Below are 26912 nucleotides of genomic sequence, written 5' to 3' on the forward strand. Positions count from 1 at the left end.
GGATGACGACGGCAACCCTATTAACGCACGCCCACTTCGGCGGCCGTGATATTATGGTCAATAATGCTGGCGTCCTTTTCGCAAGTGATTTCTCCACGCAGCCACTGGAGGAGATCGATCTGCAGCTGAGGGTCAATGTTCGGGGTTTCTTTCTGATCACCCATGCAGCGCTGAAATATATCCCTAACGGAGGTCGCATCATCAGTAGCGGCAGCAATGCGGGTCTGGTTGTGCCGTTCGCGGGGATCGCGGTCTATGCCGCCACCAAGTTTGCGCTGGAAAGCTTCACGCGCGGTCTCGCACGTGAAATGGGCTCTCGTGAACTTACCGACAATCTGGTTCGACCAGGTCCGCTTGATGCTGACATGAACCCTGCCGGTGGCCCGCTCGCAGCCGCTAGTCTGCCAAACCTGTCGATTGCTCGATATGGTAAAACCGGAGAAGTCGCAGAGGCCGTCGCCTTTCTCGCGGACCCCGGTGCAGCCTACATCACCGGTTCAGGCATTCTCGTCTACGACGGCATCAGTGCCTGAGCATCGATACGGGCGGTGTCTCGCCGCTCAATCCTGTAGGTGATAAAGCGAAATTTGGGCGCGTATGGGCTGCGGAGTTCCCTCCGTGATGCGGTCCGCTCAATCTCAGCTTATCAAACGATAACGGCTTTCGGCTCCAGAAACGCCTCAAGACCGAACACGCCGTATTCTCGACCGATCCCTGACTGCTTGAATCCGCCAAAGGGCGCGAGCGGCTCATGCGGCGCGCCGTTGATGACCACCCGCCCGCTGTCCAGTCGATCCGCAAGCGCCTGCATGTGCCCGAGATCGTTACCATGCAGATAGGCCTGGAGGCCGTACGGGGTGTCATTGGCGATGGACACGGCTTCGTCTTCGTCACGGTAGGCGATGACCGAGAGGACCGGACCAAAGATCTCCTCGCGTGCGATCCTCATGTGGTTGTCCACGTCGAAAAAGATCGTCGGCCTCGCAAACCAGCCACGATCCAGACCGGCGGGTCGCCCAATACCACCGGTCAGGACACGGGCGCCTTCTTGCGTTCCCAGTTCGATGTAGGACTGGACGCGATCGTACTGCTTGCGGCTCACCATCGGCCCGATCATCGCGTCGGGATCATTGGGAGCGCCGACCTTGAGCGTCTCGATCTCCTGCTTCAGCCGGACCAGGACGTCATCGAGCAGCTGGCTCGGAACCAGAATGCGAGTGCCGGCGATGCAGGCCTGACCGCTGTTGATGAAGCCCATCCGCAGTACGGCAGGAATGACAACGTCAAGATCGGCATCGTCGAGGATGATGTTCGGCCCCTTGCCGCCAAGTTCCAACGTGACGCGCTTGAAGCTCTCGGCCGCGTTTCGCATGATTTCCCTACCAACGGCGCTTGAGCCCGTGAAGGTCACCTTTGCTATGTCTGGATGCCGGCTGAGTTCCGCGCCAACGACATTGCCATACCCGTTGACGATGTTGAAGACACCCTTCGGCAGACCCGCTTCATGCAGGCATTCCGTCAGGATCTGCGTCTGGATTGCACTCATCTCGCTCGGCTTGATGACGATGGTCGAACCGGCGGCGATCGCGGTTGCGAGCTTCGAGGCGATGAAACCGATATTACTGTTCCAGGGGGTGATGGCCGCGGCGACACCAGACGGCTGCATGACCACGCGGGCGCGGCCAATCTGGCGCTCGAATTCGTAGTCCTCCAGAACGGACGCCATGGTAAGAAAGCTAGAGGCAGCATGGGGAATGGCGAACCGTGTGAAGGTCTGCGGAGCGCCATATTCGAGCGACATCGCTTCGGTGAGATCGGTAACACGCGCGCCGACCACGGCGTTCAAGCGCTTCAGCATCTCGATGCGCTCGGCCTTCGACGTGCGTGAGAACGAGGGAAAGGCGCGCTTCGCAGCGGCAATGGCTTCTTGTGCATCTTCTACGCCGGCGAGCCGGACCGTGCCGATCTTCTCCTCCGTGGACGGATTATGGAGATCGCTCGTTTCGGTGCCCTTTGGCGTGATGAACCGACCCTCGATGTAGATCTTGTCGATGTTGCGCATTTGAAACTCCTTTCGACTGTCAGGCTTATCTGGCATTTCTCCATTGTCCTGATAAGCTCGCGAAAATCGCTCAGCCTGATAAGGGATTACGGACAATGATGCGTGGCTCCCTCGCCGAACTCGAAGCTGTTCTCGCTGTGTCTTCCAGAGGCGGGTTTCGGGTTGCAGCGCGCGAGCTTGGGATCTCGTCGTCCTCGCTCAGCCAGCAGATCGCTACGCTGGAGGCGCGCATGGGCGTCAGACTGTTCAACCGCTCTACGCGGAGTGTGGTCCTCTCCGCCGCAGGCGAGCAATTCGTGGCGAGCGTCGGTCCTGCGCTGGAGGCAATTCGCAACGCCGTTGAGAATGTCAACGAGCATCGTGCGGAAGCCACCGGTACCCTGCGCATCAACACATCGGTGGGTGCGACCCGGATGATCCTGGCGCCGCTGATCCTGGAATACATGCGGAGAAACCCGCAGATGTCGGTGGAGATAGTAACCGAAGGCGCGCTGGTCGATGTCAATGCCAAAGGTTTCGATGCCGGGATCAGGATTCGGGAAGCCGTTCCGCCCGACATGGTCGTGGTCCCAATCGGCGACAGCGTCCGCCCGGCCATCGTTGGTTCGGTCGAATATTTCCGTCAGCATGGAAAGCCGCAGGTCCCTGCAGATCTTCAGAACCACGAGTGCATTCGGGCGAGAATGGCGAGCGGCACGCTCTATCGCTGGGAGTTCGAAAAGCGAGGAAAGAGCTTCATGCTCGACGTTCCTGGCAAGCTCACGCTCGACGACAGCGACCTGATGCTCCGGGCGGCTCGGGAAGGAGCCGGACTTGCCTATCTGAATGAATGGCAGGTATTGGAGGACGTCGTTGCTGGAAGGCTGGAGCAGGTTCTTGCCGACTGGACCCCACCCTATCCGGGGCTCTGCCTCTATTATCCCGGAAGACGAAATATCCCCGCCAAACTGCGGCGGTTCGTCGATCTCATCAGGGACGTTCGGCGAGGCAGCCACATTGAGACCTTGCCTGAGGGCTGAGGCATCTCTCGCCAACTCTCCGGTAACCAGGAGGCTTTAAGGCCCATCCGTCACGCTCACCACGCGGACCGGCTCCAGACACTGTTGCGTCCAGCGTAACGGTGCACTGTCAAAGATGAGTATTCAGCACGCTGATCGCCCGTTGCATCCTTTGCGCATGGGATCGGGAACGGACCCGACCTTCAATCAGGAGCGATCACATGAAACTTTATCACCATCCGCTGTCAGGCCACGCGCACCGTGCCCGGCTTTTCCTCTCGCTGATCGGGCTCCCCCACGAGCTGGTCGAGGTTGATCTGAAGGCTGGCGCCCACAAGCAGCCCGACTTCCTCAAAATGAATCCCTTCGGGCAAGTACCGGTGCTTGCGGATGGCGATGTCTTCATTTCCGACTCCAACGCGATCCTGGTCTACCTCGCCAAGAAGGCAGGCCGGACGGAATGGCTTCCGGAAGACGCAAAAGGGGCGGCTGAGGTCCAGCGCTGGCTTTCGGTTGCGGCAGGCGAGATCGCTTACGGACCGGCTGCTGCCCGCCTGGTGACTGTCTTCGGCGCCAAGTTTAATCCGGAAGAGGTCATTGGCCGTGCACACACCATCCTTGGCCGGATCGAGAGCCAGCTAGAAGGGCGGAAATGGCTGGTGGGCAATCACCCGACGATCGCCGATGTCGCGATCTACAGCTACGTCGCGCGCGCCCCGGAAGGCAATGTCGACCTCAGCGCCTATCCGTCCGTGAACGCTCTCTTGCGTCGGGTCGAACAACTTCCGGGCTTCGTCGACTTCGTCAAAACGCAGGTCGGCCTTGCCGCCTGAACCTCGACAGGGTGTGCGATACGTCGCGCGCCCTTCGCCTCTTTCCCCTGGAGAACGCAGATGTCCATGACCCTCACAAAACTGCCGACGTGGCATGAAGGCGAGACCTTTATCCAGGAAAAGCTCGGCGTAAAGGAACGCATGGCCTCAGTCGGTCAGCGTGTAATTCGCGATTTCATGCCGGACCAGCACCGGGATTTTTATACGCAACTGCCGTTCATCGTCCTTGGCAGTGTCGACCGGGCCGGAGACGCCTGGGCCACGTTCGTGGAAGGTGAGCCGGGGTTCATGTCGTCACCTTCGCCCGTCGTGCTCGACATTGCTTCCCACCGCGATCCGAGCGACCCGGCAAGCGAAGGATTGGCGGACGGCTTGCCGATCGGTCTCCTCGGCATCGAGATGCACACACGTCGTCGCAACCGCATGAATGGTTTTGTCTCGACGATCGACGGCGGCTTCCGCGTCGATGTCGACCAGAGCTTCGGAAACTGTCCGCGCTACATTCAGCTGCGCGACTTCGCGTTTGAGCGTCAGCCGGGAGCACCGTTCCAGGGTGAGGTGGAAGAACTGGCTGGGCTCGATGATCAAGCACGCGCGATCATCCAGGAAGCCGATGCTTTTTTCGTTGCGTCCTATGTGGATCGCGAAGATCGACGTCAGGTGGATGTTTCCCATCGCGGCGGCAATGCCGGGTTTGTCCGCATCGGCGACGATGGCGTCCTGACGATCCCCGACTTCGATGGAAACCTCTTCTTCGCAACGCTCGGCAACATCCTGCTAAACGGGAAAGCAGGACTTCTGTTCGTGGACTTCAACTCGGGCGACATGTTGCAGATGACCGGGACAGCCGAAGTCATTTTCGACTCGCCGGAGATCGCCGCTTTCCAGGGCGCCGAGCGGTTCTGGACGTTCAAGCCGACGCGCATTGTTCGCCGCCGCAACGCATTGGCTTTGAGATGGGTTTTCCAGAAGGACGGCTGGTCGCCGAGCTCCCTTATGACAGGGAGCTGGAGCCAAGCGGCCGACCGAATTCGTGCCGCGGAGCTTGCCACGAGCTGGCGGCCAATGACCGTTACTGCGATCGTCGATGAAAGCTCGACGATCAAGTCTTTCCATCTGCTGCCTGGCGACGGCGCCGGGCTCCTCCCTCACGTGGCCGGTCAGCATCTGCCAATTCGTATCAACTTGCCCGGCGACGATAAGGCGGTCATCCGCACCTACACGCTTTCTGTTGCGCCTTCCGATGGGATCTACCGCATCAGCGTGAAGCGCGATGGTCGGGTATCTCAGTTCCTCCATGATCGCATCGCCGTTGGCGATGTCTTCGAGGTGCGCGCGCCGGCCGGAGACTTCAGCATCGACGCCCGGTCGACCCGTCCGGCGGTTCTTCTCGCAGGCGGCGTCGGCATCACGCCGCTGCTCGCGATGCTCCGTCATATCGTTTATGAGGGGCTCCGCAAGCAGCGTGTCCGCCCGGTCACCTTGTTCTACGCGGCGCGCTCCAAGGCAGATCGACCTTTCGACAAGGAGATAGCGGACCTTATCGGTGCGACAAAGGGGGGCGTGCGTTTGGTCAGGGTGCTCAGCGACACCACGGATGCTAAAGAGGGCAGGGGTTACGACGCTGCGGGGCGGATCGATATGGCGATGCTGACGCGGTTTCTCCCCTTCAACGACTATGATTTCTATCTCTGCGGACCTGCCCAGTTCACGCAGGAGCTCTATGACGGGTTGCGGGCTTTCAACATCGCTGACGATCGTATCCAGGCGGAAGCCTTCGGTCCGTCGTCGCTCATCCGCACGGGGCTTGCTGCACCAGCCATGATATCTCCCGCCGCGCAGCCGTCGGATAAACCGGTGCCGGTCATATTCACCATCTCCCTGAAAGAAGCACGGTGGACACTTGGTTCCGGCACTCTCCTGGAGTTCGCCGAGGCGCGAGGCCTCGAGCCAGAATTCAGTTGCCGCGAGGGCAATTGCGGGACGTGCCGGACGAAGCTCGAAAAGGGTGCCGTCGCTTATGTCAAGCAGCCCACCGCGAAGATCGGCGCCGACGAAGTGCTGCTCTGCTGCGCCGTTCCAGCCGAACAGGAAGGCGGCCTGCAGCTCGCTGTCTAGGGGGGTGATTGCTGCGTTCAGCGTAACAGTCCCTTGTCCCCTTTCGATCTTCAGCGATCAGTTCCGCTGGATCATATTCAATCTGAAGAGAGCAACGTCTCTCTCAACCGAAAAGGAGAATACAATGTCACGCATTCCTACCCCGGTCACCATCGTAGACGCTCCGGAAGCCTCTCGCCCGATCCTCGAGACCATCCAGAAGCAGATCGGATCCGTTCCGAACATTTTTCGGCTGGTTTCCAACAGTCCTGCCGCATTGACGGGCTTGACCTCGCTTCAGGGCGCACTCGGTAAGGGCAAGCTCCAGCCTGCCACGCGCGAACGCATCGCGCTTGCGATGGCTGAAGCCAACGGCTGTGACTACTGCCTGTCCGCCCACACCTTCACCGGCACGAAACTCGCCAAGCTCGACGCAAGCGAGATTGCCGCCAACCGCCGCGGCACCTCGAACGATCCCAAGGCAGCCGCCGCAGTGGAATTTACCCGGGCACTGACGGTGGCTCGTGGTTCCGTCGCGCCAGCGGAAATCGCCAAGGTTCGCGATGCCGGCAACAGCGACGCGGAAATCGTCGAGATCATCGCCCATGTCGCACTCAACACCTTCACGAACTATGTGAATGAGGCCCTCGACACAGAGATCGACTTTCCCCGCATCGATCGCGCAGCTGCGTAATGCTTGGCCTGGAGGCGGTGCTGGACGTACCGCCTCTCGCCCCACGACCATCAACCTCAGAGGAACTTTTCATGTCCCGTCCCCCGCTTCCCCCATTCACCAGAGAGAGCGCCATCGAAAAGGTCCGCCTTGCCGAAGATGGCTGGAATAGTCGCGATGCTGCAAAGGTAGCACTTGCCTACACGCTCGATACGCGCTGGCGCAACCGCGCCGAGTTCGCAAAGAACCGCGCCGAGGCGGAGGCCTTCCTGACCCGCAAGTGGAACAAGGAGCTCGACTATCGCCTCATCAAGGAACTCTGGGCTTTCACCGGCAATCGTATCGCCGTCCGGTATGCCTATGAATATCGCGATGACAGCGGCCAGTGGTTCCGCGCCTATGGCAACGAGAACTGGGAATTTGCCGAGGATGGCCTGATGCGGGAACGTCATGCCAGCATCAACGAACACCCGATTGCCGAAGCAGACCGAAAGTTTCGTTGGCCGCTGGGCCGTCGGCCCGACGACCATCCGGGCCTCAGCGACTTCGGCTTCTAAGACCTTAACCCGAGGAGATGAAACAATGGGTGGGTCGCCAATCGATCCTCGCGTAAGGCTTTCGATAGAGCTGGCCCACACGGGGTACAATGCGAGCAGGCCTCTGCTCGCAAAACAGGAAGAAGCCGGCCGTGCCCTTGGCATGACCGGCGCCGAGATGGACGTGGCAAGGCGCGGTTCAAGCTTCGACTTCCATACGTCGATCGCTGTGTCACTTGCTCTGGATGCCTGTCGCGAAACGCGCCAGCGCGCAATACGCGCTGGCATTTCCGAGGAAACCTGCGAGGAAATAGAATGCCTCGCACTTTCTCTTCGTGCGCAGACCGCCTGAACCTCAGTTGCCTCTTGAGGCTTCGGTCCCGAGCACTTAAGGTGCTGGAAACAAACGTGATTGGGGACGCGGATGGATCGGTGGCAGGCAATGAGGATCTTTGTAAAGGTCGCCGAAACCGAAAGTTTCGCGGATACCGCACGCCAGATGTTCATGAGCGCACCGGCTGTCACACGTGCCGTTGCCTCGCTCGAAGACCTGATTGGCGCGCGCCTCCTGGTGCGAACCACCCGCTCGGTGAAGATGACCGAAGCTGGCGTTCGTTATTTTGAAGACTGCCGCCGGATCCTTGCCGATATCGCCGAAGCAGAGGCGGCTGCTGGCGGTTCCTACGCGACGCCGGCAGGAACTCTATTTATAACCGCGTCAGCGCTCTTCGGACAAATGTTCGTCCTTCCGATCGTGACGGAGTACCTCGACACCTATTCGACGATGAAAGCAAAGACGCTGTTCATCGATCGACCGGTCAACATCGTGGAGGAAGGGATCGATGTCGCTGTGCGTATCGGCCATCTCCCGGATTCAAATCTCTCTGCCGTCAAGGTAGGCAGTGTGCGTCGCGTCATGTGCGGTTCGCCGAAATATTTCGAGCGCTACGGCGTTCCGAAATCGCCAGACGATCTCAAAGACCACCGCATCGCTGCATCAACCGCCGCCTGGGCCTCACCGGAATGGAAGTTTGGCAACGATCTGCGCGTATCCGTGGATGCGGCTCTGCAATGCAATACCAACGAAGCAGCGATACAGTCCGCGCGTGAGGGATGGGGTCTGACCAGGGTTCTCAACTATCAGATCGGTCCAGCCCTCGTCGCTGGAGAACTGCAGATCGTTCTCAGCGAGTTCGAGGAACCCGCTTTGCCAATTCATATACTCCATCCTGAAGGACGGCATGCTCCAGCAAAGGTCCGCGCCTTCGTCGATATGGCTGCAAACAGACTACGCGAGAACCGGCTTTTGAATTGATATTTGGCTTTCAAGGCTCAAATAGTGGGCAATCAAGTCGCTCTTGGCACGATCATTCCGTCACACTCATATCGTCAGATGCAATAATCCCTTGTCTAATATGGACATTCTCCCTCCAGGCAGAAAGAGCGATGGTGGTCGCAGGCAAGAAGCCGCCCGCAACCACTCCTGAGGAGAACCGAAATGTCTCGTACTCTCGCCGTACTGCTTCTCGCATCCGCCAGCATCTTTGCTTCCGCTCCAGCCACGATAGCCTTCGTCGAAACACCCGCCGCCACGCACCAGGCGCCTGCAACGATCCATAATCGCTCCATGAAGATCGATGGCGTCAACGTTTTCTATCGCGAAGCCGGCCCCGCAGACGGCCCCGTCGTCGTTCTGCTTCACGGCTTTCCGACATCGTCCCACATGTTTCGCAACCTGATCCCGTTGCTCGCAGATCGCTACCGCGTAATCGCCCCTGACTATCCGGGCTTCGGCCAGAGCGATGCGCCTGATCACACAAAATTCGAATATTCCTTCGGCCACTATGCCGATATCGTCGATACGCTGCTGACCAAGCTCGGTGCTACCAAATATTCGATGTATGTGATGGATTACGGTGCACCTGTCGGCTACCGGCTGGCGCTCAAGTATCCCGACCGCGTCACCGGCCTGATCGTCCAGAACGGCAATGCCTATGATGAAGGCATTCGTGATTTCTGGAACCCGATCCGCGCCTACTGGACGTCGGGCGCGAAGAAGGATCGCGAAGCGCTCGACGTGCTTGTCGCGCCTGCAACGACCAAGTTCCAGTATACCGATGGCGTCAGGGACCTGACCCGCATCAGCCCCGACAACTGGGTCCACGACCAGGCTTTGCTCGATCGGCCTGGCAACAAGGATATACAGCTCGACCTGTTCTACGACTACCGCACCAACCTGACTCTTTATCCGCAGATTCAGGCCTTCTTCCGCGACCGCAAGCCGCCGACGCTGGTCGTCTGGGGCAAGAACGACCAGATCTTCCCGGAAGAAGGCGCGCATCCCTATCTGCGCGATCTTCCCGAGGCTGAGTTCCATCTGATCGACACGGGACATTTTGCGCTTGAAGACAAACTGGATGAGATGGCGCCATTGATCCGGAGCTTCCTCGACCGCAATATCGCCAAGTGAAACGCCGCTTGCTTCCCGCAACTGCCAAAGTGGTTGCGGGAAGCCTCACCCGTCAGTAGCCTTCGATGTCGCAGTGGCGACGTCACGTTGTTTCATCAACGCCCGGAAAGGGGGGTGTCTGTGAACGCAGGCGGTTGCGCCGAGCGACCGCGACGCGGATATTTGCTTCAGCGTCCAGACGGAGCTTTGCGGAGAGGAGAAACTGAGCAATCCACTACAGCCGTCCCCACCCAGCAGATGCCTTTCTGACAGATTCCGCTTTTCCTGACGAGGCCGGGCCGCCGATATGAAGACATGCCATCCAATGATACTCACAGCCCGGATTGCGGAGCATGACCTTGTTCCATTCGATCTGCTTCGCCAGAAACATTTTCCGCCAGAGAGGAATTTTTTACGGGCGCATCTGACGATGTTTCATCGGCTGCCGGGCGAACATGTCGAGACGATCGTAGAAAGCCTTCAGTCCGTTGCGAAGAAGACGCGCGCGATTTCCGCCCGCATTAGCGGCATCCGTCATCTAGGGGCCGGTGTTGCTTTCGCGATTGACAGTCCTGACCTGAACGCGATTCGCAATGCCCTGCGCGCTGATTTTGTTCATTGGTTGGGGTTGCAGGACATGCGGACCTGGCGGCCGCATATTACGGTTCAAAACAAAGCCCCCGTTGCCCAAGCAAACAGGCTTCATCGTGAACTTACCGACAGTTTTTGTCCGCACGACATCAAGATCGTGGGGCTCGATCTTTGGCGGTATCTTGGCGGCCCTTGGGCAAGCCAAGCTACCGTGCCGCTCGTCGAGTAGGTCACTATAACTGTCAGGGCTCTTAAGCTGCCTTGGATCGAACCGGGAATATTTGGCTTAGAGGAATTCCGGATTGCTGCGCATTCCATTGCGAACAGGAGCCACAAAGAAAAACCTGCCACGGAACCGCTTGCGTGGGAGAAAATTCGGCTGGCAGCTAAGGGATTGTCCGCCTCGATAAAGGCGAAGACGGCCTCTCGATCAATCTGACAACGCAAACGCTGATCAGGTAAGCTTTACGACTTTCGAGTCAACATCTGACGCCGATGGGCACATTGGATTTTCAACGTTGGCGGCAGACGCGTCTCCCAATCCTCTGCCTCTAAGCCTTGAGTTGCCATGTAGATCGATTCCACGTTTGATCTGTTCCACGACCAGATCAACCATTAAGCGCAAACTGCGCCGCATCGGTCGCCGAGCTCCAACACCTCAGGTTCGACGCCACATCAGTGCCTCAACCTCCGTCATGTGCTGCGTTCCCCAGGCACAAAGTGGCTTCAGCGCCTCGGCGAGCGTCTCGCCGAACGGTGTAAGTGAGTATTCCACTTTCGGGGGGATTTCCTTGAAGTTGTGCCGATCAACAATCCCGTCGGCCTCTAGTTCTTTAAGCTGCTGGATGAGCATCTTGTCGCTGACGTTACCGACAGCGCGCCTGAGGTCGCCGTAACGTCGAGCTTCGTGAGCGAGGTGAAACAGGATCAACGGCTTCCATTTTCCGCCGATGACAGCGAGTGAGGCGTCGAGCCCGCAGACGAAATTGGACGTAACCATCATGAAATTCCCTACTTACCAAAAGGTGCATACTCGCAACATTGAAAGCGGATGTCTATCTTGTTTTCATACGACATTATGAAAGGTAACTTTGATGGGCAGACTTCAAGGCAATATTGCCGTCATCACAGGCGGAAACAGTGGGATCGGTCTGGCGACAGCGAAGCGGTTCGTTGCAGAGGGCGCCGAAGTATTCATCACCGGCCGCCGTCAAGAGGAACTCGACAGGGCGGTTGAAGCTATTGGTGGTGGAGTGACGGCTGTACAGGGCGATGTGTCGCGGCTGGACGATCTCGATCGGTTGTTCGAAACGGTGCGGGAGAAGAGCGGGCGAATTGACATCCTCTTCGCGAATGCAGGTTTAGGCACATTCGCCCCGCTCGGAGCGATCGACGAGGCGTCTTTCGATCAGACATTCAACGTCAACGTCAAAGGGACGTTGTTCACCGTGCAGAAAGCACTTCCGCTTATGCAGAGGGGCGGATCGATCATCTTAACCGGATCGACAACCGGCTCTATGGGAACTGCAGCGTTCAGCGTCTACAGCGCCACAAAGGCAGCAATCCGCAACTTTGCCCGCAGCTGGGCCTTAGATCTTAAGGGGTCGGGTATCCGGGTTAATGTGCTATCGCCCGGCGCCACGGAGACACCTGGTCTGAAGGGTCTGGTAACACCTGCAGAGGAGTCTGCGCTGCTTCAAGGTCTAGCGGCACAGATTCCGCTCGGCCGGGTTGCAAATCCCGAAGAGATTGCGGCTGTCGCCCTCTTTCTTGCTTCAGAAGATAGCAGCTTCATGACCGGCGGCGAAGTCTTTGCTGACGGTGGCGCAGCGCAGATTTAGGATCTGGAAGCCCCCAAGCGTGATTGCCTGGGGGCGCTTCGGGGCAAGAATCGGATAGCCAAAATCCCGTCCTTTGAAATTGCATGTCCGCAAGCGGCGGAAGCAGTTGAGGGCACGTAGACTTCGCACTTTTGATGCTAGCCGTATCGGACCCTCAGCGGACATTTGTCAGCCGCCGTGTTCCCGAAGCAAATGTCGAGGGACCGCAGATCTCTGATCAGCTTGCACAGGATGCAGGAAAGAACAACTACCTCGTGCTGCCGTAGCTGATTGCTCTACCCCGGGGCGTGGAAGCGCGGACACATCAATGCTGTCTTAGGGCCAGTCCTTACCTTCTTATTTCGAGACCCGTCCAATGAGCTGCAAACGCCAGCATGTCGGCTGCCTCCTCGATTACCTTGGTCGTCGGCTTGCCCATGCCGTGGCCCGCCCCGGTGTCGACCCGCAGTAGCCGTGGGCGCGGCCCGAGATCAAGGGCCTGCAGCGCGGCGATATATTTGAAGCTATGGGTCGGCACCACGCGATTATCTGCTTCACCCGTCGTTACCAGGATCGCCGGATAGTGCCTGCCCGGCTTGACGTTGTGATACGGCGAGTACGACAGCAGATTGCGGAAGTCCTCCTCGCGGGCAGGATTGCCGTATTCGCCGAGCCATAACGCGCCGCCGGTGAACCTGTCGAAGCGCAGCATATCCATGACGCCGACGCTTGGCAGAGCCGCCCCAAACAGGTCCGGACGCTGGTTGACGACCGCACCGACCATCAAGCCGCCGGCGGAATCGCCGTAGATCGCAATCCCATTTGGCGGCGCAATCTTGCTCGCGTGCAGATATTCGGCTGCGGCGATCATATCATCAAAGCCGTTTTGTTTCTTCAGGCCGCGTCCTGCCTCGTGCCACGTCGTGCCGTATTCGCCGCCGCCACGTATGTTGGGGAAAGCGACCGCGCCGCCCTGCAATATCCATGGCGTCAGCATCGCGGAATAAGCCGGTGGCATCATGAGCCCAAATGCGCCGTAGCCGGTCAGAAGGTTCGGGACCGGGCCGACCGTGTCCTTCCGGCGCGCGATGAACATCGGCACGCGCGTGCCATCCTTTGAATGGAAGAAGCGCTGTTCGACAGTGACCGACGCCAGATCCGCGCCGATCGCGGGCTCTACCCAGGCAACCAGCTGTCCGGTCTCGACGTCGTATTTGTAGACGGTCTCGGCCTGGTTGAAGCTCCCATAGAGGATGAAGGCTTCTCGATTGCCCGGTTCGCCAGAAACAGCGTGCACGCTACCCATGCCGGGCAGTTTCACAACACCGTCGGGACTTCCATCGAGCCGGAGCCGACGCACCTCGAATTTTACATCGACGAAATAGATCGCCAGTATGCGATCTCCAACGATGTATGCGCCGGTCAAGTGCGCGTCCTGCTCGGGCACGACGTCGATGAAGACGGGCTCCGAACTGGCGAGATCAACGCTGACGATCTTCGATCTCTCTGGTCCCTTGGTGGCCTTCAGCAGAAGTTTTGTCCCGACATTGCCGATGACAGACCACCGATCAGGCGAATTTTCAATCAAAGTCCGAGGTGATTGGTCCCTCTGGTCCAGGTCGACCACCGAGACATCTGCATGGACCAGGTCGTCGGTCGAATAGATGATCATGTAACGGCCGTCGGGGGTGAGCCCAGCGGAATTGACCCTCGCGGGTTTCGACGGCGTTGCGAAGAACAGCGTATCGTCCGCCTGGGGCGTACCGATCCGATGGAAGTAGATCGCATGGTTGATAAGGCCGGTGGTGTCCGAAACTTCGGGCTTTGGCTCCGGGTATCGCGAGTAATAAAATCCCGATCCGTCATTTGCCCATGCGATCTGCGTCATGCGAGCCCATTGCACAACGTCGCTCGTCTCCTTGCCGGTTGCCACATCGAGGACGCGGATGGTGCGCCAGTCGCTGCCACCGTCCTGAACGGCATAAGCTACGCGTTTCCCGTCCCGCGATGCTCTCCATTCCGCGAACGCGACGGTGCCATCCGTCGACCATGTCGCGGGATCAAGCAGAATGCGCTCTTGGCCGGCAGCATCACGCATGACCAGCAGGGGCTGGTTCTGGCCCCCGGCTCTCCGCGTAAAGAAATAGCGGCCCCCGCTCCTCTGCGGGATGCCGACGCGTTCATAGTCAAAGGTCGAGACGAGCGAACGGCGGAACACGTCGCGTGCAGGAAGGTGGGAAAGATGCTGCGTCGTGAAGCGCCGCTGCGTGTCGATCCAGGAAGCGACATCCGCGTCGGTGCGAGGCTCGCCCTCGAGCCACCGATAAGGATCAGGCACCGACACACCGAACTGCGTCTCGACGACCGTATCGCGCTTTGTCTGGGGATAAACGATCGGTTTGGCATCAGGATGCGGCGAAGGAACGCTCGCCTTGTCTTCTGCCGCCGAACCAGTTCTCTGCGTGCCCGCCATAACAGCGAGCGCGCAGATTGCTTTGCCGAAGCGTCGCCGGGAGATCAACGGCACCATTGTGGCCGCTCCCCGCGTTGGCGCGCCCGCTCTGCTTCACGGTTGCAGCGCATCCTGCGGACGGTCTCCACATTGTTGCGCGCAGCTTCGGCGTTGTTGCGCTGCTGCTCGGAAGCATTGAGTAAGGCATCGTCGCGGCGGCGCTGCTGTTCAATCATACATCTTGTGTATTCCCTGCCGTGAACCGCGCCGAAACTTTCGCAGGTTCTACTATCCTCCCGGTGCGCTTCGCGTCCCCAATCGATAGCGGATGCGGTGTCCGTGATCCCAGCGCTCAGAAGCGTGGCGAGTGCGATCAAGATAGCTCTATGCCGACTGCTCGGGCTGTGTCTTATCATGTCCTTGGTCTCCTTTCGGCGCCGTCATTGGCGACGGCGGTAGAAAAACAGGGCAAGATTGCGAGAACATGGGACCGGGAAATAAAATGCTTGCTGGAAAGCTTCCCACCGTACGATCCTGCAGCGATCAGCCGCACTGGCGGCCGAGCGTGGCTGTCGCGCGCTAAATGATCCAATTCCGAAACCTCTAAATCCAGGATCGTTGGGGTGGGCAGGAGGAATTAGACGCGCCAGAGAAGCTCATGTCAGCGCAAAGACATGCAAATCTGCCAGTGTTAAAGTGTCCGCAACCGGCTGAGGACTCTAGTCCTTGCCGCTTCGCCAGTAGTGGTCGATGATATGCTGGCCATTGTTGACGATCCGTTGCCCCAGCTCCGGATCACCGCCTTGCATCGTACGCGGATCCCCGCCGCAGAGGCGGATGAAGGCAACTTGCTGAACCGTGAACAGGAAATAGTCTTTGCTGGTTGGCTCGAATTGAAGACCCGACTGTTCGAGTCTTTTCGAAACTTCGGCCGCCGCCTCATCGATTGCTTTGAAAACGGTCTCCAGCATCGTTTGCTCTGCAGCTTCGCGGATTTCGAGAAATTCCCGTTGCTCGGGCGTTGGCAAGGTGCAAGTCTTCTCGTCCATAGGTTCTCCATAACGTCTGGTATGCAGCGTTGAAAATGTGTCACTGCAAGCCGAATTCGGCACGCATAATGGTTCCGCCGCCGGGCGCGCTCAGGATCGAAACTCTGCCATCGTGTCGCTCAATGATTTGCTGCACCAGGTTCAGGCCGAGGCCGCTTCCCGTCGACCGTGGTCTCAGGCGGTGGAAGGGTTCGAAGACGCGATCGCGCTCCTCAGGGGGTATGCCCGGACCGTCGTCCTGAACCTCGAAGCCGGAACCTGTCACGCGCAAAATGACATGGTGCCCGCCGTGCTCGATCGCGTTCTGGACAAGGTTCGTCATTACCCGCTCGATCGCACCCGCGTCACCACGAAGCACTGACGCGCCTTCGATCTGCACCTCTATCGTGCGCACCGAGGCAATAAATAGCGGTGCCAGATCCGCGGCGACGCGACGGGCGAGATCTCCTAGATCGACGCGTTCGTCGGCCCGTTCGGCATCCAAGCGCTGTATGTCAAGCATTTGCTCGGCAAGATTGCTCAGGCGTGCCACATCGGCGCTTAGCTTGCGTGTCGCTGACTCGGTCGCCGTATCAATTTTCAAGCGCAGGATGGCGATGGGCGTGCGCAATTCGTGCGCGGCGGAGGCGATGAAACGCCGCTGCCGTTCATAGCCCTCGTCAAGCCGTCGAAGGGCGTCATTCACCGCGCGCACCAATGGCGCGATCTCACTCGGCACGTGCTCCTCGCTCAGGCGTCGCCCACGCCGGTTTGCATCGATCTGCTCAGCTTCCCTGGCGATCCTGGATACGCCTGCAAGTGCTTGCCGCACGATCCAGGGCGTCACGAACAGCGAGATCAGCGCGAGTGCGAGGAAGATGGGAATGACAATGACATTCGACGCGAGCAGAACGATAAGACTGACGCCTGTCAGCTTGCCATGTCCCAGGATCGTCAGCGTTCCTGCCGGAGCGATCTCGCGCCGGATGACTGCTGACAATCGATACGGGGGATTGCGATCGCGCAGATGCGCATAGGACAGATCCTTCAATTGGCCCAGAAGCGATGAATATTGCGAAGGGATGTCGCCGAACGTCACGTTCCCGCCGACATCGTCCTCGGCAACGAACCAGAGGTCGGGAGATTTATCACGAAGCTCGGCGAGCTCGGCTGTTTCGCGGATCGAGAGCCCACCACCCTGATCCCGGACGATTGCGCGCGCGATCACCGGGGTGATCGCCTCGTCGGTATAGAGCCCGCCGCTGTCCATGCGAAGCGCCAGAGCCATGAAGAATGTGCAAGCGATGAGCAGTGTCGCAAGCTGGAAGATCAGCGGCTTGACGATCAGGGGGCGCTTTAGCGACGGCTGACCTCGCTTCATGTCAGATCCTTCAACAGGTAGCCGACACCCTTGATCGCATGGATTTCGATCCCCGCGTTCGCTTCAGCGAGCTTGCGGCGGAGACGGGAGATGTGGGAGTCCAGCGTATTCGACTGCACCTCGTCGTCGAAACCGAAAACGGCCTGTTCCAAGGCCTCTCTCAATACCGTTCTACCACGACGTCTTACGAGCGAAGCTAAAACGCGCAACTCCCGGCGGGTAAGATCCAGCCTCACACCCCCGACGCTGGCCTCATCGTTCGTGACGTCGAAAACAAGCGCTCCGACATGGATTTCCTCGCTCGCAAGATCCGCGGGACGCCTTCGAACCGCGCGAATGCGGGCAAACATCTCGTCTACATCGAACGGCTTGATAAGATAATCATCAGCGCCGTTGTCGAGGCCGGCAATGCGGTCTGTCACCTCGCCGCGTGCGCTTAACACGATCACCGGAAGGCCGGGGTGGGTTTCCCGCAGTACTGGCAGGAGCGACAACCCATCCCCGTCCGGGAGAGTACGATCAAGCAAGACAAGATCATAGGATCCGGACATGGCTGCCTCCTGCGCCATCGAGATGCAGTCCGCCTGATCGACAACGAAGCGCTCTCGCTCAAGCGCAACCCGCAAGGCATTTGCGAATTCTGTTTCGTCTTCGACAATTAATACTCTCAACGATCAAACCTCGCATCGCCTTCGGTGAGGGGATTGGATTCTGCCAATTTCTGCCATGAACCGTTTGCCCTACCTTGTTCTTATTGGCGCAACATTGCAAAATCCTGGCGTGACGCAATTGATGATCGTGAACGACATCTTTGCACAGATTCCTCGGTGTTTTAGGTTTACGCCGTTAAGCAGTCCGCCGAGTTAGGTTCTCCTTAGAAGCGTCAATCCTGTGACGCGGTCCCCTGCGAGGATCCCTCTTTCTTAGGTAGGTAAGCCCCGGACCATGAGCGCCACGCCTGACAATTCAGCAAACAGCTTCGGCGATATCAGTGGCCGTGATTTGGATGCTCTGGCAAATTCACGTGTCCAAACTCACGGTCGCGTTGCAGACAGGTTCTTGTCCTGCGGCCACGTTCGCATTGCCTGGACAAGTTCCCGCTTGCGCTCCAGCGGCAGCCAATGTGCTCCAAGCAGGTTTACAATCGTCAGGTCCGTGTAGGCCGCGCACATCGGGTCGCCATAGCGATTGCCATTGATGGTGTTGATCTGGTCGTACTCGCCATTCAACAACATCACGGGCTTCAAGATCTGACCGCCGCTCGGCGCGCGGCGGGCATAGGCGATATTGGCCGCGTCGTTCAAATACCACGCACAGAGTGGGCGAAAGCCATCGGCGTCGAAGTCGGCCGGGGGCCAAAGCGCCGGATCGGGCTTCATCGGGTGCACCGCCGCTTTTGCCGATGGCTTGCCCTGCAACCGCCAAACGATGACGGCTGCGTTAAAAAAATGCGTGTCGAACTCGTCCACATGAGAAGGATTAAAGCACCCATCCTCCATCGATCGTCAGGCTTGACCCGGTCATGTAGGAAGATCCCGGACCGGCGAGATATGACACAAGTTCGGCGATCTCTGCGGGATCGGCGACTCTTTTCAACGGACTGCGGTCGGTGAGAAATTCGATCGACCCGGTGTTCATATCCGTATTCGTCGGTCCGGGCTGAACGTTGTTGACGGTGATCCGTCTCGGAGCGAGATCGAGCGCCAGTCCCTTTACCATGGCCGCGACCGCGGCCTTCGTGAACTGATAGACGCTGCTGCCCTGAAAGCCAGTTCTCTCAGCCGTATTGGAACCGATCGTGACCACTCGGCCGCCATCCTTCATCTGTGCAACCGCGGCTTGGATCGCAAGGAAGACACCGCGGATGTTGACGTCGATCATGAGGTCGAGTTCTTCGAGAGCAGCCGCGTCCACCGTATTGATGCGCAGGATGCCGGCGTTCACAACGACGACATCAAGTGGGCCGAGTTCATCCACCGCGGTGCGGACGGCCTCGCTGATCGCGTCGGGATTAGCACTGTCAGCTTGAATTGCGATGACCTTGCGTCCTGGCGCCTGGATCGACGAAGCCAGCTCGGAGGCACTGTCGGCTCGCGACACGTAGGTGAACGCAACGTCGAAGCCGTCCTTGGCTAACCTACGTACAGACGCCGCGCCAATGCCGCGCGCGCCGCCGAATACAAGTGCGGTCTTTCGTTAATTTATCGTCATGTTTATCTCCATTTTTGACAGATTAGTCCATAATTAGAAAAGCAAAATCCCGCCCTGTGGGGCAGGCTTTTAGTTCTTGAGCCGCTCCGTCGCGAAGCGGGCCATCGCTTTGAGGTGCGTGCTCGATGCTCCGCCGCGTGCTGCAACTTGGAGACCGTTCATCGTCATCAGCACGAATGCTGCGGCCTCGCCTGGATCGAGTTTCGGGGCTATACTTCCCTGTTGCTGCCCTTCCCGAATTCTCGCCGTGATTTCTCGGGAAAGCAGCTCGCCAAAGACATTTCTGCGTTCATTGAGCTCGGCATCCGTCACGCCAAACTCGCCAACCGATCCAACGCCCATGCATCCAAGCGCTCGCTCTTCATCTTCTTCGGCGACAAGACCTGACAGCAAGTTCTTGATTCCTTCTATCGGGTTACCGGCGGACAGCCGCTTGAGATGTGCGGAGGTCGTTCTCTGCTGGTACGCATCCAGCGCCTCAAGATATAGCTTTCGCTTGTCGCCAAACGCGCCGTAGAGACTCTGGCGGCCTATTCCCATCGCTTCTCGCAGATCATCCGTGGACGTCGCCGCGAAACCTTTCGCCCAGAACACCCTCAACGCTTTTTCGAGTGCCGCATCGCGGTCGAATTCTCTCGGTCTTGCCATGCAAGCGATCCATCAATTATGGACAGGTCAGTCAATAAAATTTAGAACCCGCGGTAGAGACGCCGGGGCCTGCGGTTGCAGGAACTTGAGTTCGAAGGCGTCGATAATCATCAAGCGGGTTCGACGGGACACTGCAAATTAACACGGCGATCAATAGCTACGCGGATAGGCGCCAGCGACTCCGATCCTTCAATAATTGAGCGACCAAAACGTCTCTGCCGACAAGCGCTTCCAACCGCTCGCTATAAGAGCCATGCAAGAGTGAGGTGGAACGGCCAGCAGACCGTCCCTTACTATCGTTCAGCCCTTGGTCATCACGCCGACAAGCCCGGCGAGAGCCGAAGATTCACTCGATGTCGGGTCATAAACGCATGGGGCTGCAAATAGCGACGCGCTCGTGAGCAGAACGAAGAGAAACCGCATGTCGATGCTCCTAGATCACGCGGAGTTCGACATTGATATTCCCCCGCGTCGCCTTCGAAAAGGAGCAGATCTGACGTGGGTCATGGATGATAGCTCGCGCGGTTTCCCGGTCCATGCCCGGCAGGCTGACTTCCAGACGGGCCTGAAGGAAGAATTCGCCCTCTGTCGTTCCGAGATCCACTTCTGCATCGACGGTGGTGTCCGCGGGAAGACGCAACTGCCGCTTTGCAGCAGCTCGGGTCATGGCGCCGATAAACAGATTGCTGCAAGCCACGCCGTTTTCGCCTCTCAGCCGGAGAAGGTCGCCAACGTCATAGATGAGGCTGCAAAGTCTCTCTCGCGATAGAGCGTTTCAACCGTTGATTTCACAGACGGCCGCGTTTGAAAAAGCGCGGCCATTCTCATGTCCGGCTTTGTTCGCGCAGATCAAACTGCCGGCTGATACCGACCCCTCCGGAAAGACACGGTCATGGCCGACGGCGATCATTGAGCCGTCGTAGGCTCTCGGGCCGGCCTCTACGATCTCTTGATGACATTCGAACCCAAGAACCCCGGCAGACTAATCCAAATCCAATTGCTTTCCTTCGTCAAATTGGAGATTTATTTTCTTATTAGTCGTTCTTTTTCCGTAATACGACTCGGGACTTTGCTATTTTGTCAGGCAGTTGAATGCCGAACGTGCGATGGACTGAAGGTTGATACTGCCTTTGGACGGCATCAACGCCCGTCGCCCAAAAATTCTAACATTTTAATAATGGATCAGTGCATTATGGCGGAGAGGGTGGGATTCGAACCCACGATACCCTTGCAGGTATGCCGCATTTCGAGTGCGGTGCATTCGACCACTCTGCCACCTCTCCGCATGCGCGAACGCTTGCGTTGCGCGCTCCTCATAAACATCAATGGCGGGGCTGACAAGGGGAATTTCGTCTTTGTGTCACAATTTGTTGCTTATGACTGAGGCGAGGAAATTGAAAGTCATCGTTAGGCATTTTGAGGCGACTAACGCGGTTGAGCTAGCCTTGGGTCATCCCGTTCTTAGCCGTTTCAGAGCTACTGAAGTTGAGGCAAGAGCTTCACATTTGCGTCGTCCAGCGTCTTCCCACCGAATTGCTGCTGTCCATCACCTTGATCGCCAAGCTATAGTTCGTTGAACGAGAGAGCAGCGATGCGTTTACCGCCGGAAGCTGTTCGGCGGTTCATGACGGAATTTTAACGGGAGCGGCGTCGCCCTCTCGGCGATATCAGCGTCCGTGTTTTGCCTGATAGGGACGGGGAGTTAGGGGCTGCCGGCTTTGCCGCCTGCCGATATCGTGTTTTTCTCCAGGGCGGGGACACCGGCACATGCATCGGCGATCAAGGCGTCGGTCGCGGCGGTATCGGGCGTCGGTGCCCAGTCAGATTAGTATGGTTTCCGTCCGGATATCTGCTCATCACTGCGTTTTCCAGGTTTCCAGCAGCATCGTTACGAATTTTTCGGCGGCGGGCGAAAGGGCACCGCTTCGTCTTTGGACGATACCGATCGTGCGCGAGACTACTGGGTTGACGATCGGTCGCGTGATCAAAAAAGGGTGATCGTCCTGTGGCGTTGCCAGTCGCGGCAGGACCGAAATCCCGAGCCCGGCTTCGACGAGCCCGAGCGACGTGTTCAGGTGCGTGACTTCGTAGAACCAGTTCAGCTTTAGATTGTGTCTCGCAAGGGCTCCGTCGAGCAGCGTCCTGTTGCCGCTGGAGCGGTCGACGACGACCAGCGGGTGAGGCTCGAGTTGGCTCCACTCAATGGTCTCAAAAGCCGCCAACGGATGATCTTTCCGCATCGCAAGGACGAAAGGATCATCGATCAGCGGTTCGAATGATAGCTCCGGGTCGGAGTTGCCCATCAGGTTGATGCCAAATTCCACCTCGCCTCTTGCGACCGCCTGAAGGCCCTCATTCGCCGTCAAGTCTCTGATCCGCAGCCTGATATGCGGATATTGCTGGCTGAACGTCTTGATAACCGTTGGCAAAAAATAGAAGGCGGCCGTAGGAACGCAGGCCATGGTGATAAGGCCGCGCCGTTGCGCACCATCCTTCATCGCAAAAAGCGATCCGTCAAATTCCTCGAGCATACGCCGAACGAGCGGCATGACTTCCTGTCCCATGGCAGTGGGGGCTACATGTCGGGTCGTACGTTCCAGAAGCGGTGCCCCGATTGCCTGCTCAAGTTTTTGAATGCGGCGCGTCAGCGCCGGCTGCGAAATATGCAAGGCGTCGGCCGCCCGGTGAAAGCTTTCGAGCTCAACCACCGCTTGAAAAGCCCGTAAATCGAGAATTTCGCAATTAATGCTCATTTTGCAATAATACCTCCGAACATTGCATTTAACAGATTACACTTCTTTCCCCATATTGCAACAACTCGGCGCATTGATCCGCCTAACGCAATACTGAGGCTACCCTTATGAACGATCTGCTCAAGATACCCTGTGTGCTGATGCGCGGCGGAACATCGCGTGGACCGTTCTTTCTCGCTTCCGATCTGCCCCGTGATCAAGCTCAACGGGACGCGGCCCTGCTCTCCATCATGGGTTCAGGCCACCCCCTGCAGATCGACGGCATTGGCGGTGGAAATCCGGTAACGTCGAAAGTGGCCATCATCGGTCCCTCCACGGTCAAAGGCGCCGATATTGATTATCTTTTTGCGCAGGTTCGCACCGATCGGCAATATGTCGATTACTCGCCAAATTGCGGAAACATGCTGGCAGCTGTCGGCCCCTTCGCAATCGAGGCGGGACTTGTCGAGGCCAAGGGCAACGACACGCTGGTGCGCATTCACAACGTGAACACCGGTAAGCTGATCGAGGCGAAAGTCCCGACGCGCGGCCGCGAGGTGATTTATCTCGGTGACGCTTCGATCGATGGCGTACCGGGGCTTGCCGCGCCGATCGCGCTGACCTTCATGGATGCTGCCGGTGCGAAAACCGGTAAGTTGCTGCCGACGGGCAATGCTGTCGACATGATCGACGGCGTGGCGGTGACGGCAATCGATTGCGCCATTCCGATGGTGCTTATGCGCGCCGCCGATCTTGGCGTCACCGGTTATGAGCAACCACAGGCACTTACCGACAACCGCGATCTTATCGAGCGGATGAGCCGCATTCGTGTCGAAGCCGGTAAGCTGATGGGCATGGGCGACGTGACGGACATGGTGATTCCAAAGCCGGTGCTGATCGCGCCTGCGCGCAAAGGCGGCACGCTTTCGGTCCGATATTTCATGCCGAATGATTGCCATCCCGCGCTTGCGACGACAGGCGCTGTCGGCATCGCGACCGCCGCGGTGACGCCAGGGTCTGTTGCCTATGATGTGGCTGGAGGACTGTCCGTGCCCGCACTCGTCCGTATCGAACATCCGGCCGGCCGGCTCGATGTTCAGCTGGAAATGCGCAATGGCACAATAACGGCTGGCCTCGTCAGAACCGCCCGCAGACTTTTTGAAGGCTTTGCCTTTGCCAAACCCATCGCTGCAATTGAAGACGCAGCTTAAATACAGCCATATTGAGACAAAACATGAAACAGGGAGGAGACCCTCATGCGTAAATTTTTGCTTGCAACAGCAGCGCTCTGTGCGCTGGCAGCATCTGCCAATGCCGAATCCGTCAGGATGAGCGTAGGTTCCTATAACCTCAATAACCTGCCTTTCCCGGTGGCGGCGAGCCTCGGCTTCTACAAGGAAGAGGGGCTGGATGTCACCACCGAGAACTTCGCCCAGGGCGGCTCCAAGGTGCTTCAGGCACTCGTGGCCGGCTCCACCGACGTCGCCGTCGGGTTCTATGACCATACGATCCAGATGCAGTCGCAGAACAAGCACGTTGTTGGCTTCGTGCAGCTGGCGCGCAATTCCGGTCTGGTTCTCGCCGGTAAGAACGACACCGATTTCGACCCGGCCAAGCCTGAAACGATCAAGGGCAAGAAAGTGGGCATCACTTCGCCCGGTTCTTCGTCGGACTTCTTCATTCGCTACTACATGAAGCAGCACAATCTCAGCGACAACGATATCTCCATCATCGGTGTCGGCTCGGGCGCTGCGGCCGTGGCGGCACTGCAGCAGGGCAAGATTGATCTGCTCGTCAACTACGACCCTGCCGCGACCATCGTTGTGGAGCGCGGACTTGGCAAGATCCTCATCGATGCCCGCAGCGATCAGGGCGCGAAGGACGTCTATGGCGGCATCTATCCAACGTCGGTCCTCTACGCGACACAAGAATATATCGATGCCAATCCCGAGGTGATCCAAAAGGTCACCAACGCGACGGTTCGCGCGCTGCACTGGATGAAGCAGCATTCGGCGGAAGAAATCGTCGCGAAGCTCCCCGATGATTTCGTGTCCGGCGACAAGCAGACCTACATCAAGGCCGTCGAAGCGGCGAAAGCGATCTTCTCCGAAGACGGAAAGTTCGAGCCTGCCGACCTCGAAACGCCGCTTGCGGTTCTGAAAAGCTTCAACGACGCGGTTGCCAAGGCGACCATCGATCTCAACACCACCTACACCAACAAGTTCGTCGAGGCCGCGGCTTCGAAGGGCGGAAACTGAGGATCTGCGATGTCTTCGCCAGCGAGAAAGCTAGAGCCCGTGCCGGAACTCAAACCCCAGCCAATGGTCGCAATCGATGACGTGACGATGGCATTTGGTGCCTTCGTTGCCGTCCAGAATGTCAATCTCAAGGTTGGCGATGGGGAGTTTCTCTCCATCGTCGGTCCAACGGGTTGCGGAAAATCCACCATCCTCAACGCCATCGCCGGCCTGCTGAAGCCCGCACAGGGCAAGGTTTCTATCGATGGCGCCGCCGTTCAGGGCGTGCAGAATAATATCGGCTACCTGTTCCAGCAGGATGCCCTTCTTCCCTGGAAGACGGCATATCAGAACGTGGAACTGGGGCTGCTATTCCGGGGCGTCGCCGAAGAGGAACGTCGCGCCAAGGTAACGGCCTGGCTCGAAAAGGTTGGACTGAAAGGTTTTGGCGACCGTTTCCCGCACCAGCTCTCAGGCGGCCAGCGCAAACGCGTGCAGATGGCGCAGGCGCTGATCACCGAGCCAAAGGTTATCCTCATGGATGAGCCCTTCTCGGCCCTGGACATTCACACGCGCCACCTGATGCAGAACGAATTGCTGCGGCTCTGGCAGGAAGACCGGCGCGCGGTGGTGATGATCACCCACGATCTGGAAGAGGCAATTGCTCTCGGCGATCGCGTCGTCGTCCTCGCCGCCGGCCCGAAGAGCCGCGTTATCGAGAGTTTCCCCGTCGATCTCGAACGGCCCCGCAACGTCGCCGAAATCAAACTCGATCCTAAATTCATGACGCTCTACCGCGATATCTGGGCGTCCCTGCGTGGCGAAGTGGAGAAAAGCTATGCAAGCCGTTAATGTTCGTATCATCCAGGTTGTTCTCCTGGTCGTTCTCTTGGGCGGATGGCAGCTCGGTGTTTCGTCAGGCGCCATCGATCGCTTCTTCTTCCCGGCGCCCTATGATATCGTCAAACAGGTCATCGCCTGGGTCGCCGACACAGGGTTTTATAAACACGTCGGCATCACGCTCAGCGAGACGGTGCTTGGCTATGTCATCGGCACCGGTCTCGGCGTCGGTGCTGGCGTCTGGCTCGGCCTCAGCCCCTTCGTCGCCCGTGTGCTTGATCCGTTCATCAAGGCCGTGAACGCTATTCCCCGTGTCGTTCTAGCCCCGATCTTCGTGCTCTGGCTCGGGCTTGGCCTTTGGTCGAAAGTTGCCCTTGCCGTCACGCTGGTTTTCTTCGTCACCTTCTTCAACGCCATGCAGGGTGTGCGCGAAGTGAACCCGGTCGTGCTTTCGAATACGCGTATTCTGGGTGCCAAGCGCTCGGATCTGCTGCGCCACGTCTATTTCCCGGCAGCGGCCAGCTGGATCCTGTCATCGCTTCGCACATCCGTCGGCTTTGCGGTGGTTGGCGCGATCATCGGTGAATATCTCGGCGCATCCGCCGGCCTCGGCTACCTGATTGCCCGCTCGGAAGGCAACTTCGATGCCGTCGGCGTCTTCGCCGGCATCATCATCCTCGCGGTCTTCGTTCTCATCATCGACCTCATTCTCGATGTGGCAGAGAAGAAGTTGATTACGTGGAGACCGAATGCGGGGGAGGAGCGGCCCGCCTGATCGGACCGGACCGGACCAGGATAAAGATGCTTCAATTAAGGGGGGGCGGTCTTTGACCGCCTCCTTTTTTATGCGGGTTTCGCCGGCTGATAGGAAGTCTTCGGATCAACCGGATTGAAGATCGGGCGAGTGTTGAACATCTTTTCGGAAAGGCTTCCCTCGGTTTCCGCCTCGCGGTAGAACCAAGTCTTAAGCCAAGGCCGTGCGTCTTTCTTTTCTGTCTCACACCCATTTTCGCCGTAAATCGTCGGGCATCCACCCTCATGGCAAATCGTATGACTTATGAAGCGAGACCAGATTTACCGGATGTCCGGATGTCCGGATGTCCAATGGCCTTGCCGCGGTCTTCATCGACGTCCTTGTTCTCGCGGGGTCGTCTCTGGCTCAGACGGTTCGGGAGCAGGCGCTGACGGCCTGGATAGCCTCGAGAGATCAAACGATTCTCGGTATAGGCGCGGCGGGCTTCGATATCGCTCAAATCCCATGGAGTATCGCTGATTATGCCGCGGATCGGACGTTCTTTTTCCGCATGATCAAGGCGGCGAAATC

General features: G+C 58.4%; 27 protein-coding genes, 1 tRNA gene and 3 pseudogenes. 16 read left to right on the forward strand and 15 right to left on the reverse strand.

What is annotated here, in order from left to right; translation table 11 throughout:
• Positions 1-2 precede the first annotated feature (2 nt).
• Positions 3-533, forward strand: coding sequence for an SDR family oxidoreductase (locus ACUTJJ_RS09840; protein ID WP_233282519.1), 531 nt, complete (start codon positions 3-5; stop codon positions 531-533).
• A 113-nt stretch (positions 534-646) separates the two neighbouring features.
• Here the strand turns inward: ACUTJJ_RS09840 and ACUTJJ_RS09845 are convergent, their stop codons facing one another.
• Entirely contained in the window at positions 647-2062 is a 1416-nt protein-coding gene (locus ACUTJJ_RS09845) for an aldehyde dehydrogenase family protein (protein ID WP_209090389.1), read from the reverse strand.
• Positions 2063-2160: 98 nt separating this feature from the next.
• Here ACUTJJ_RS09845 and ACUTJJ_RS09850 point away from each other — a divergent pair, with 98 nt between their 5' ends.
• From ACUTJJ_RS09850 to ACUTJJ_RS09890, 9 genes are all read left to right on the forward strand, one after another.
• The gene (locus ACUTJJ_RS09850; protein WP_445542021.1) at positions 2161-3081 is read left to right on the forward strand and encodes a LysR substrate-binding domain-containing protein; all 921 of its coding nucleotides are present in this window, start codon (positions 2161-2163) and stop codon (positions 3079-3081) included.
• A 200-nt stretch (positions 3082-3281) separates the two neighbouring features.
• On the forward strand, positions 3282-3893 hold the full coding sequence (locus tag ACUTJJ_RS09855) for a glutathione S-transferase family protein (RefSeq protein ID WP_445542015.1): 612 nt from the start codon (positions 3282-3284) through the stop codon (positions 3891-3893).
• Positions 3894-3953: 60 nt separating this feature from the next.
• Positions 3954-6011: a 2Fe-2S iron-sulfur cluster-binding protein gene (locus ACUTJJ_RS09860; RefSeq protein ID WP_445542016.1), complete on the forward strand. Its 2058-nt coding sequence runs from the start codon at positions 3954-3956 to the stop codon at positions 6009-6011.
• A 124-nt stretch (positions 6012-6135) separates the two neighbouring features.
• Entirely contained in the window at positions 6136-6684 is a 549-nt protein-coding gene (locus tag ACUTJJ_RS09865) for a carboxymuconolactone decarboxylase family protein (RefSeq protein ID WP_209090385.1), read from the forward strand.
• A 71-nt stretch (positions 6685-6755) separates the two neighbouring features.
• Complete coding sequence (locus ACUTJJ_RS09870; protein ID WP_063947477.1) at positions 6756-7220, forward strand: nuclear transport factor 2 family protein; 465 nt, start codon at positions 6756-6758, stop codon at positions 7218-7220.
• Positions 7221-7245: 25 nt separating this feature from the next.
• Positions 7246-7551 carry a hypothetical protein gene (locus ACUTJJ_RS09875; RefSeq protein WP_063947474.1) on the forward strand — a complete coding sequence of 102 codons (306 nt, stop codon included), beginning with the start codon at positions 7246-7248 and terminating at the stop codon, positions 7549-7551.
• 72 nt (positions 7552-7623) lie between these two features.
• A complete protein-coding gene (locus ACUTJJ_RS09880; protein WP_063947472.1) occupies positions 7624-8514 on the forward strand; it encodes a LysR family transcriptional regulator in 891 nt (296 codons plus the stop codon).
• A gap of 183 nt (positions 8515-8697) precedes the next feature.
• Positions 8698-9669 (forward strand): alpha/beta fold hydrolase, encoded by a 972-nt coding sequence (locus ACUTJJ_RS09885; protein WP_209090383.1) that lies wholly within the window; start codon positions 8698-8700, stop codon positions 9667-9669.
• Between the two features lie 304 nt (positions 9670-9973).
• Complete coding sequence (locus ACUTJJ_RS09890; protein ID WP_077224591.1) at positions 9974-10468, forward strand: 2'-5' RNA ligase family protein; 495 nt, start codon at positions 9974-9976, stop codon at positions 10466-10468.
• 429 nt (positions 10469-10897) lie between these two features.
• On the opposite strand, the gene ACUTJJ_RS09895 is transcribed toward ACUTJJ_RS09890, so the two are convergent.
• Positions 10898-11242 carry a winged helix-turn-helix transcriptional regulator gene (locus ACUTJJ_RS09895; RefSeq protein ID WP_419188607.1) on the reverse strand — a complete coding sequence of 115 codons (345 nt, stop codon included), beginning with the start codon at positions 11240-11242 and terminating at the stop codon, positions 10898-10900.
• An 88-nt stretch (positions 11243-11330) separates the two neighbouring features.
• On the opposite strand from ACUTJJ_RS09895, the gene ACUTJJ_RS09900 reads away from it, so the two are divergent.
• Positions 11331-12080, forward strand: coding sequence for an SDR family NAD(P)-dependent oxidoreductase (locus tag ACUTJJ_RS09900; protein ID WP_209090381.1), 750 nt, complete (start codon positions 11331-11333; stop codon positions 12078-12080).
• 328 nt (positions 12081-12408) lie between these two features.
• Here the strand turns inward: ACUTJJ_RS09900 and ACUTJJ_RS09905 are convergent, their stop codons facing one another.
• From ACUTJJ_RS09905 to ACUTJJ_RS09950, 10 genes and pseudogenes are all read right to left on the reverse strand, one after another.
• Entirely contained in the window at positions 12409-14589 is a 2181-nt protein-coding gene (locus ACUTJJ_RS09905) for a prolyl oligopeptidase family serine peptidase (protein WP_445542017.1), read from the reverse strand.
• Positions 14577-14888: a hypothetical protein gene (locus tag ACUTJJ_RS09910; protein WP_144578624.1), complete on the reverse strand. Its 312-nt coding sequence runs from the start codon at positions 14886-14888 to the stop codon at positions 14577-14579. The genes ACUTJJ_RS09905 and ACUTJJ_RS09910 overlap by 13 nt, the downstream gene beginning before the upstream one ends.
• 342 nt (positions 14889-15230) lie before the next feature.
• On the reverse strand, positions 15231-15560 hold the full coding sequence (locus ACUTJJ_RS09915) for a hypothetical protein (protein ID WP_209090377.1): 330 nt from the start codon (positions 15558-15560) through the stop codon (positions 15231-15233).
• Between the two features lie 40 nt (positions 15561-15600).
• Complete coding sequence (locus tag ACUTJJ_RS09920) at positions 15601-16920, reverse strand: sensor histidine kinase (protein WP_445542018.1); 1320 nt, start codon at positions 16918-16920, stop codon at positions 15601-15603.
• Positions 16917-17591 (reverse strand): response regulator, encoded by a 675-nt coding sequence (locus ACUTJJ_RS09925; RefSeq protein ID WP_209090373.1) that lies wholly within the window; start codon positions 17589-17591, stop codon positions 16917-16919. Before ACUTJJ_RS09925 ends, ACUTJJ_RS09920 begins: the two co-directional genes overlap by 4 nt.
• A gap of 363 nt (positions 17592-17954) precedes the next feature.
• Positions 17955-18389 (reverse strand): hypothetical protein, encoded by a 435-nt coding sequence (locus ACUTJJ_RS09930; protein WP_063947461.1) that lies wholly within the window; start codon positions 18387-18389, stop codon positions 17955-17957.
• 10 nt (positions 18390-18399) lie between these two features.
• A pseudogene (locus tag ACUTJJ_RS09935) lies at positions 18400-19116 on the reverse strand (SDR family NAD(P)-dependent oxidoreductase); the annotation flags it as partial.
• 84 nt (positions 19117-19200) lie between these two features.
• Positions 19201-19779, reverse strand: a complete 579-nt coding sequence (locus ACUTJJ_RS09940; protein ID WP_209090371.1) for a TetR/AcrR family transcriptional regulator — start codon at positions 19777-19779, stop codon at positions 19201-19203.
• Positions 19780-20079: 300 nt separating this feature from the next.
• The gene (locus ACUTJJ_RS09945) at positions 20080-20202 is read right to left on the reverse strand and encodes a hypothetical protein (protein ID WP_445542019.1); all 123 of its coding nucleotides are present in this window, start codon (positions 20200-20202) and stop codon (positions 20080-20082) included.
• Positions 20203-20212: 10 nt separating this feature from the next.
• A pseudogene (locus ACUTJJ_RS09950) lies at positions 20213-20467 on the reverse strand (peroxiredoxin); the annotation flags it as partial.
• Here ACUTJJ_RS09950 and ACUTJJ_RS09955 point away from each other — a divergent pair.
• A pseudogene (locus ACUTJJ_RS09955) lies at positions 20459-20548 on the forward strand (alpha/beta hydrolase); the annotation flags it as partial. The pseudogenes ACUTJJ_RS09950 and ACUTJJ_RS09955 overlap by 9 nt on opposite strands.
• Before the next feature lie 424 nt (positions 20549-20972).
• On the opposite strand, the gene ACUTJJ_RS09960 reads toward ACUTJJ_RS09955, so the two are convergent.
• Both ACUTJJ_RS09960 and ACUTJJ_RS09965 read right to left on the reverse strand, forming a co-directional pair.
• Positions 20973-21062: transfer RNA gene (locus tag ACUTJJ_RS09960), tRNA-Ser, on the reverse strand.
• Between the two features lie 573 nt (positions 21063-21635).
• On the reverse strand, positions 21636-22532 hold the full coding sequence (locus ACUTJJ_RS09965; RefSeq protein WP_063947056.1) for a LysR family transcriptional regulator: 897 nt from the start codon (positions 22530-22532) through the stop codon (positions 21636-21638).
• Positions 22533-22639: 107 nt separating this feature from the next.
• On the opposite strand from ACUTJJ_RS09965, the gene ACUTJJ_RS09970 reads away from it, so the two are divergent.
• From ACUTJJ_RS09970 to ACUTJJ_RS09985, 4 genes are read left to right on the forward strand one after another with little or no spacing between them, the layout of a single operon-like run.
• A complete protein-coding gene (locus ACUTJJ_RS09970) occupies positions 22640-23722 on the forward strand; it encodes a 4-oxalomesaconate tautomerase (RefSeq protein WP_063947057.1) in 1083 nt (360 codons plus the stop codon).
• 45 nt (positions 23723-23767) lie between these two features.
• The gene (locus ACUTJJ_RS09975; RefSeq protein WP_063947058.1) at positions 23768-24769 is read left to right on the forward strand and encodes an ABC transporter substrate-binding protein; all 1002 of its coding nucleotides are present in this window, start codon (positions 23768-23770) and stop codon (positions 24767-24769) included.
• A gap of 9 nt (positions 24770-24778) precedes the next feature.
• Positions 24779-25600, forward strand: coding sequence for an ABC transporter ATP-binding protein (locus ACUTJJ_RS09980; protein ID WP_209090369.1), 822 nt, complete (start codon positions 24779-24781; stop codon positions 25598-25600).
• Complete coding sequence (locus tag ACUTJJ_RS09985) at positions 25587-26363, forward strand: ABC transporter permease (RefSeq protein WP_063947060.1); 777 nt, start codon at positions 25587-25589, stop codon at positions 26361-26363. The genes ACUTJJ_RS09980 and ACUTJJ_RS09985 overlap by 14 nt, the downstream gene beginning before the upstream one ends.
• Positions 26364-26643: 280 nt before the next feature.
• Here the strand turns inward: ACUTJJ_RS09985 and ACUTJJ_RS09990 are convergent.
• Positions 26644-26912, reverse strand: a 269-nt coding sequence (locus ACUTJJ_RS09990; protein ID WP_445542020.1) for a hypothetical protein, incomplete at its 5' end; no start/stop codon positions are given.

Source organism: Agrobacterium sp. DKPNP3 (genome assembly GCF_052686535.1).

Coding starts and splice junctions, on each gene's coding strand:
- ACUTJJ_RS09870 (WP_063947477.1), top strand. CDS start 6,756: ATGTCCCGTCCCCCGCTTCCCCCATTCACCAGAGAGAGCGCCATCGAA.
- ACUTJJ_RS09965 (WP_063947056.1), bottom strand. CDS start 22,532: ATGAGCATTAATTGCGAAATTCTCGATTTACGGGCTTTTCAAGCGGTG.
- ACUTJJ_RS09885 (WP_209090383.1), top strand. CDS start 8,698: ATGTCTCGTACTCTCGCCGTACTGCTTCTCGCATCCGCCAGCATCTTT.
- ACUTJJ_RS09880 (WP_063947472.1), top strand. CDS start 7,624: ATGGATCGGTGGCAGGCAATGAGGATCTTTGTAAAGGTCGCCGAAACC.
- ACUTJJ_RS09980 (WP_209090369.1), top strand. CDS start 24,779: ATGTCTTCGCCAGCGAGAAAGCTAGAGCCCGTGCCGGAACTCAAACCC.
- ACUTJJ_RS09985 (WP_063947060.1), top strand. CDS start 25,587: ATGCAAGCCGTTAATGTTCGTATCATCCAGGTTGTTCTCCTGGTCGTT.
- ACUTJJ_RS09895 (WP_419188607.1), bottom strand. CDS start 11,242: ATGATGGTTACGTCCAATTTCGTCTGCGGGCTCGACGCCTCACTCGCT.
- ACUTJJ_RS09855 (WP_445542015.1), top strand. CDS start 3,282: ATGAAACTTTATCACCATCCGCTGTCAGGCCACGCGCACCGTGCCCGG.
- ACUTJJ_RS09845 (WP_209090389.1), bottom strand. CDS start 2,062: ATGCGCAACATCGACAAGATCTACATCGAGGGTCGGTTCATCACGCCA.
- ACUTJJ_RS09875 (WP_063947474.1), top strand. CDS start 7,246: ATGGGTGGGTCGCCAATCGATCCTCGCGTAAGGCTTTCGATAGAGCTG.
- ACUTJJ_RS09890 (WP_077224591.1), top strand. CDS start 9,974: ATGATACTCACAGCCCGGATTGCGGAGCATGACCTTGTTCCATTCGAT.
- ACUTJJ_RS09970 (WP_063947057.1), top strand. CDS start 22,640: ATGAACGATCTGCTCAAGATACCCTGTGTGCTGATGCGCGGCGGAACA.
- ACUTJJ_RS09975 (WP_063947058.1), top strand. CDS start 23,768: ATGCGTAAATTTTTGCTTGCAACAGCAGCGCTCTGTGCGCTGGCAGCA.
- ACUTJJ_RS09920 (WP_445542018.1), bottom strand. CDS start 16,920: ATGAAGCGAGGTCAGCCGTCGCTAAAGCGCCCCCTGATCGTCAAGCCG.
- ACUTJJ_RS09865 (WP_209090385.1), top strand. CDS start 6,136: ATGTCACGCATTCCTACCCCGGTCACCATCGTAGACGCTCCGGAAGCC.
- ACUTJJ_RS09860 (WP_445542016.1), top strand. CDS start 3,954: ATGTCCATGACCCTCACAAAACTGCCGACGTGGCATGAAGGCGAGACC.
- ACUTJJ_RS09945 (WP_445542019.1), bottom strand. CDS start 20,202: ATGCGGTTTCTCTTCGTTCTGCTCACGAGCGCGTCGCTATTTGCAGCC.
- ACUTJJ_RS09940 (WP_209090371.1), bottom strand. CDS start 19,779: ATGGCAAGACCGAGAGAATTCGACCGCGATGCGGCACTCGAAAAAGCG.
- ACUTJJ_RS09840 (WP_233282519.1), top strand. CDS start 3: ATGACGACGGCAACCCTATTAACGCACGCCCACTTCGGCGGCCGTGAT.
- ACUTJJ_RS09850 (WP_445542021.1), top strand. CDS start 2,161: ATGCGTGGCTCCCTCGCCGAACTCGAAGCTGTTCTCGCTGTGTCTTCC.
- ACUTJJ_RS09915 (WP_209090377.1), bottom strand. CDS start 15,560: ATGGACGAGAAGACTTGCACCTTGCCAACGCCCGAGCAACGGGAATTT.
- ACUTJJ_RS09905 (WP_445542017.1), bottom strand. CDS start 14,589: ATGGTGCCGTTGATCTCCCGGCGACGCTTCGGCAAAGCAATCTGCGCG.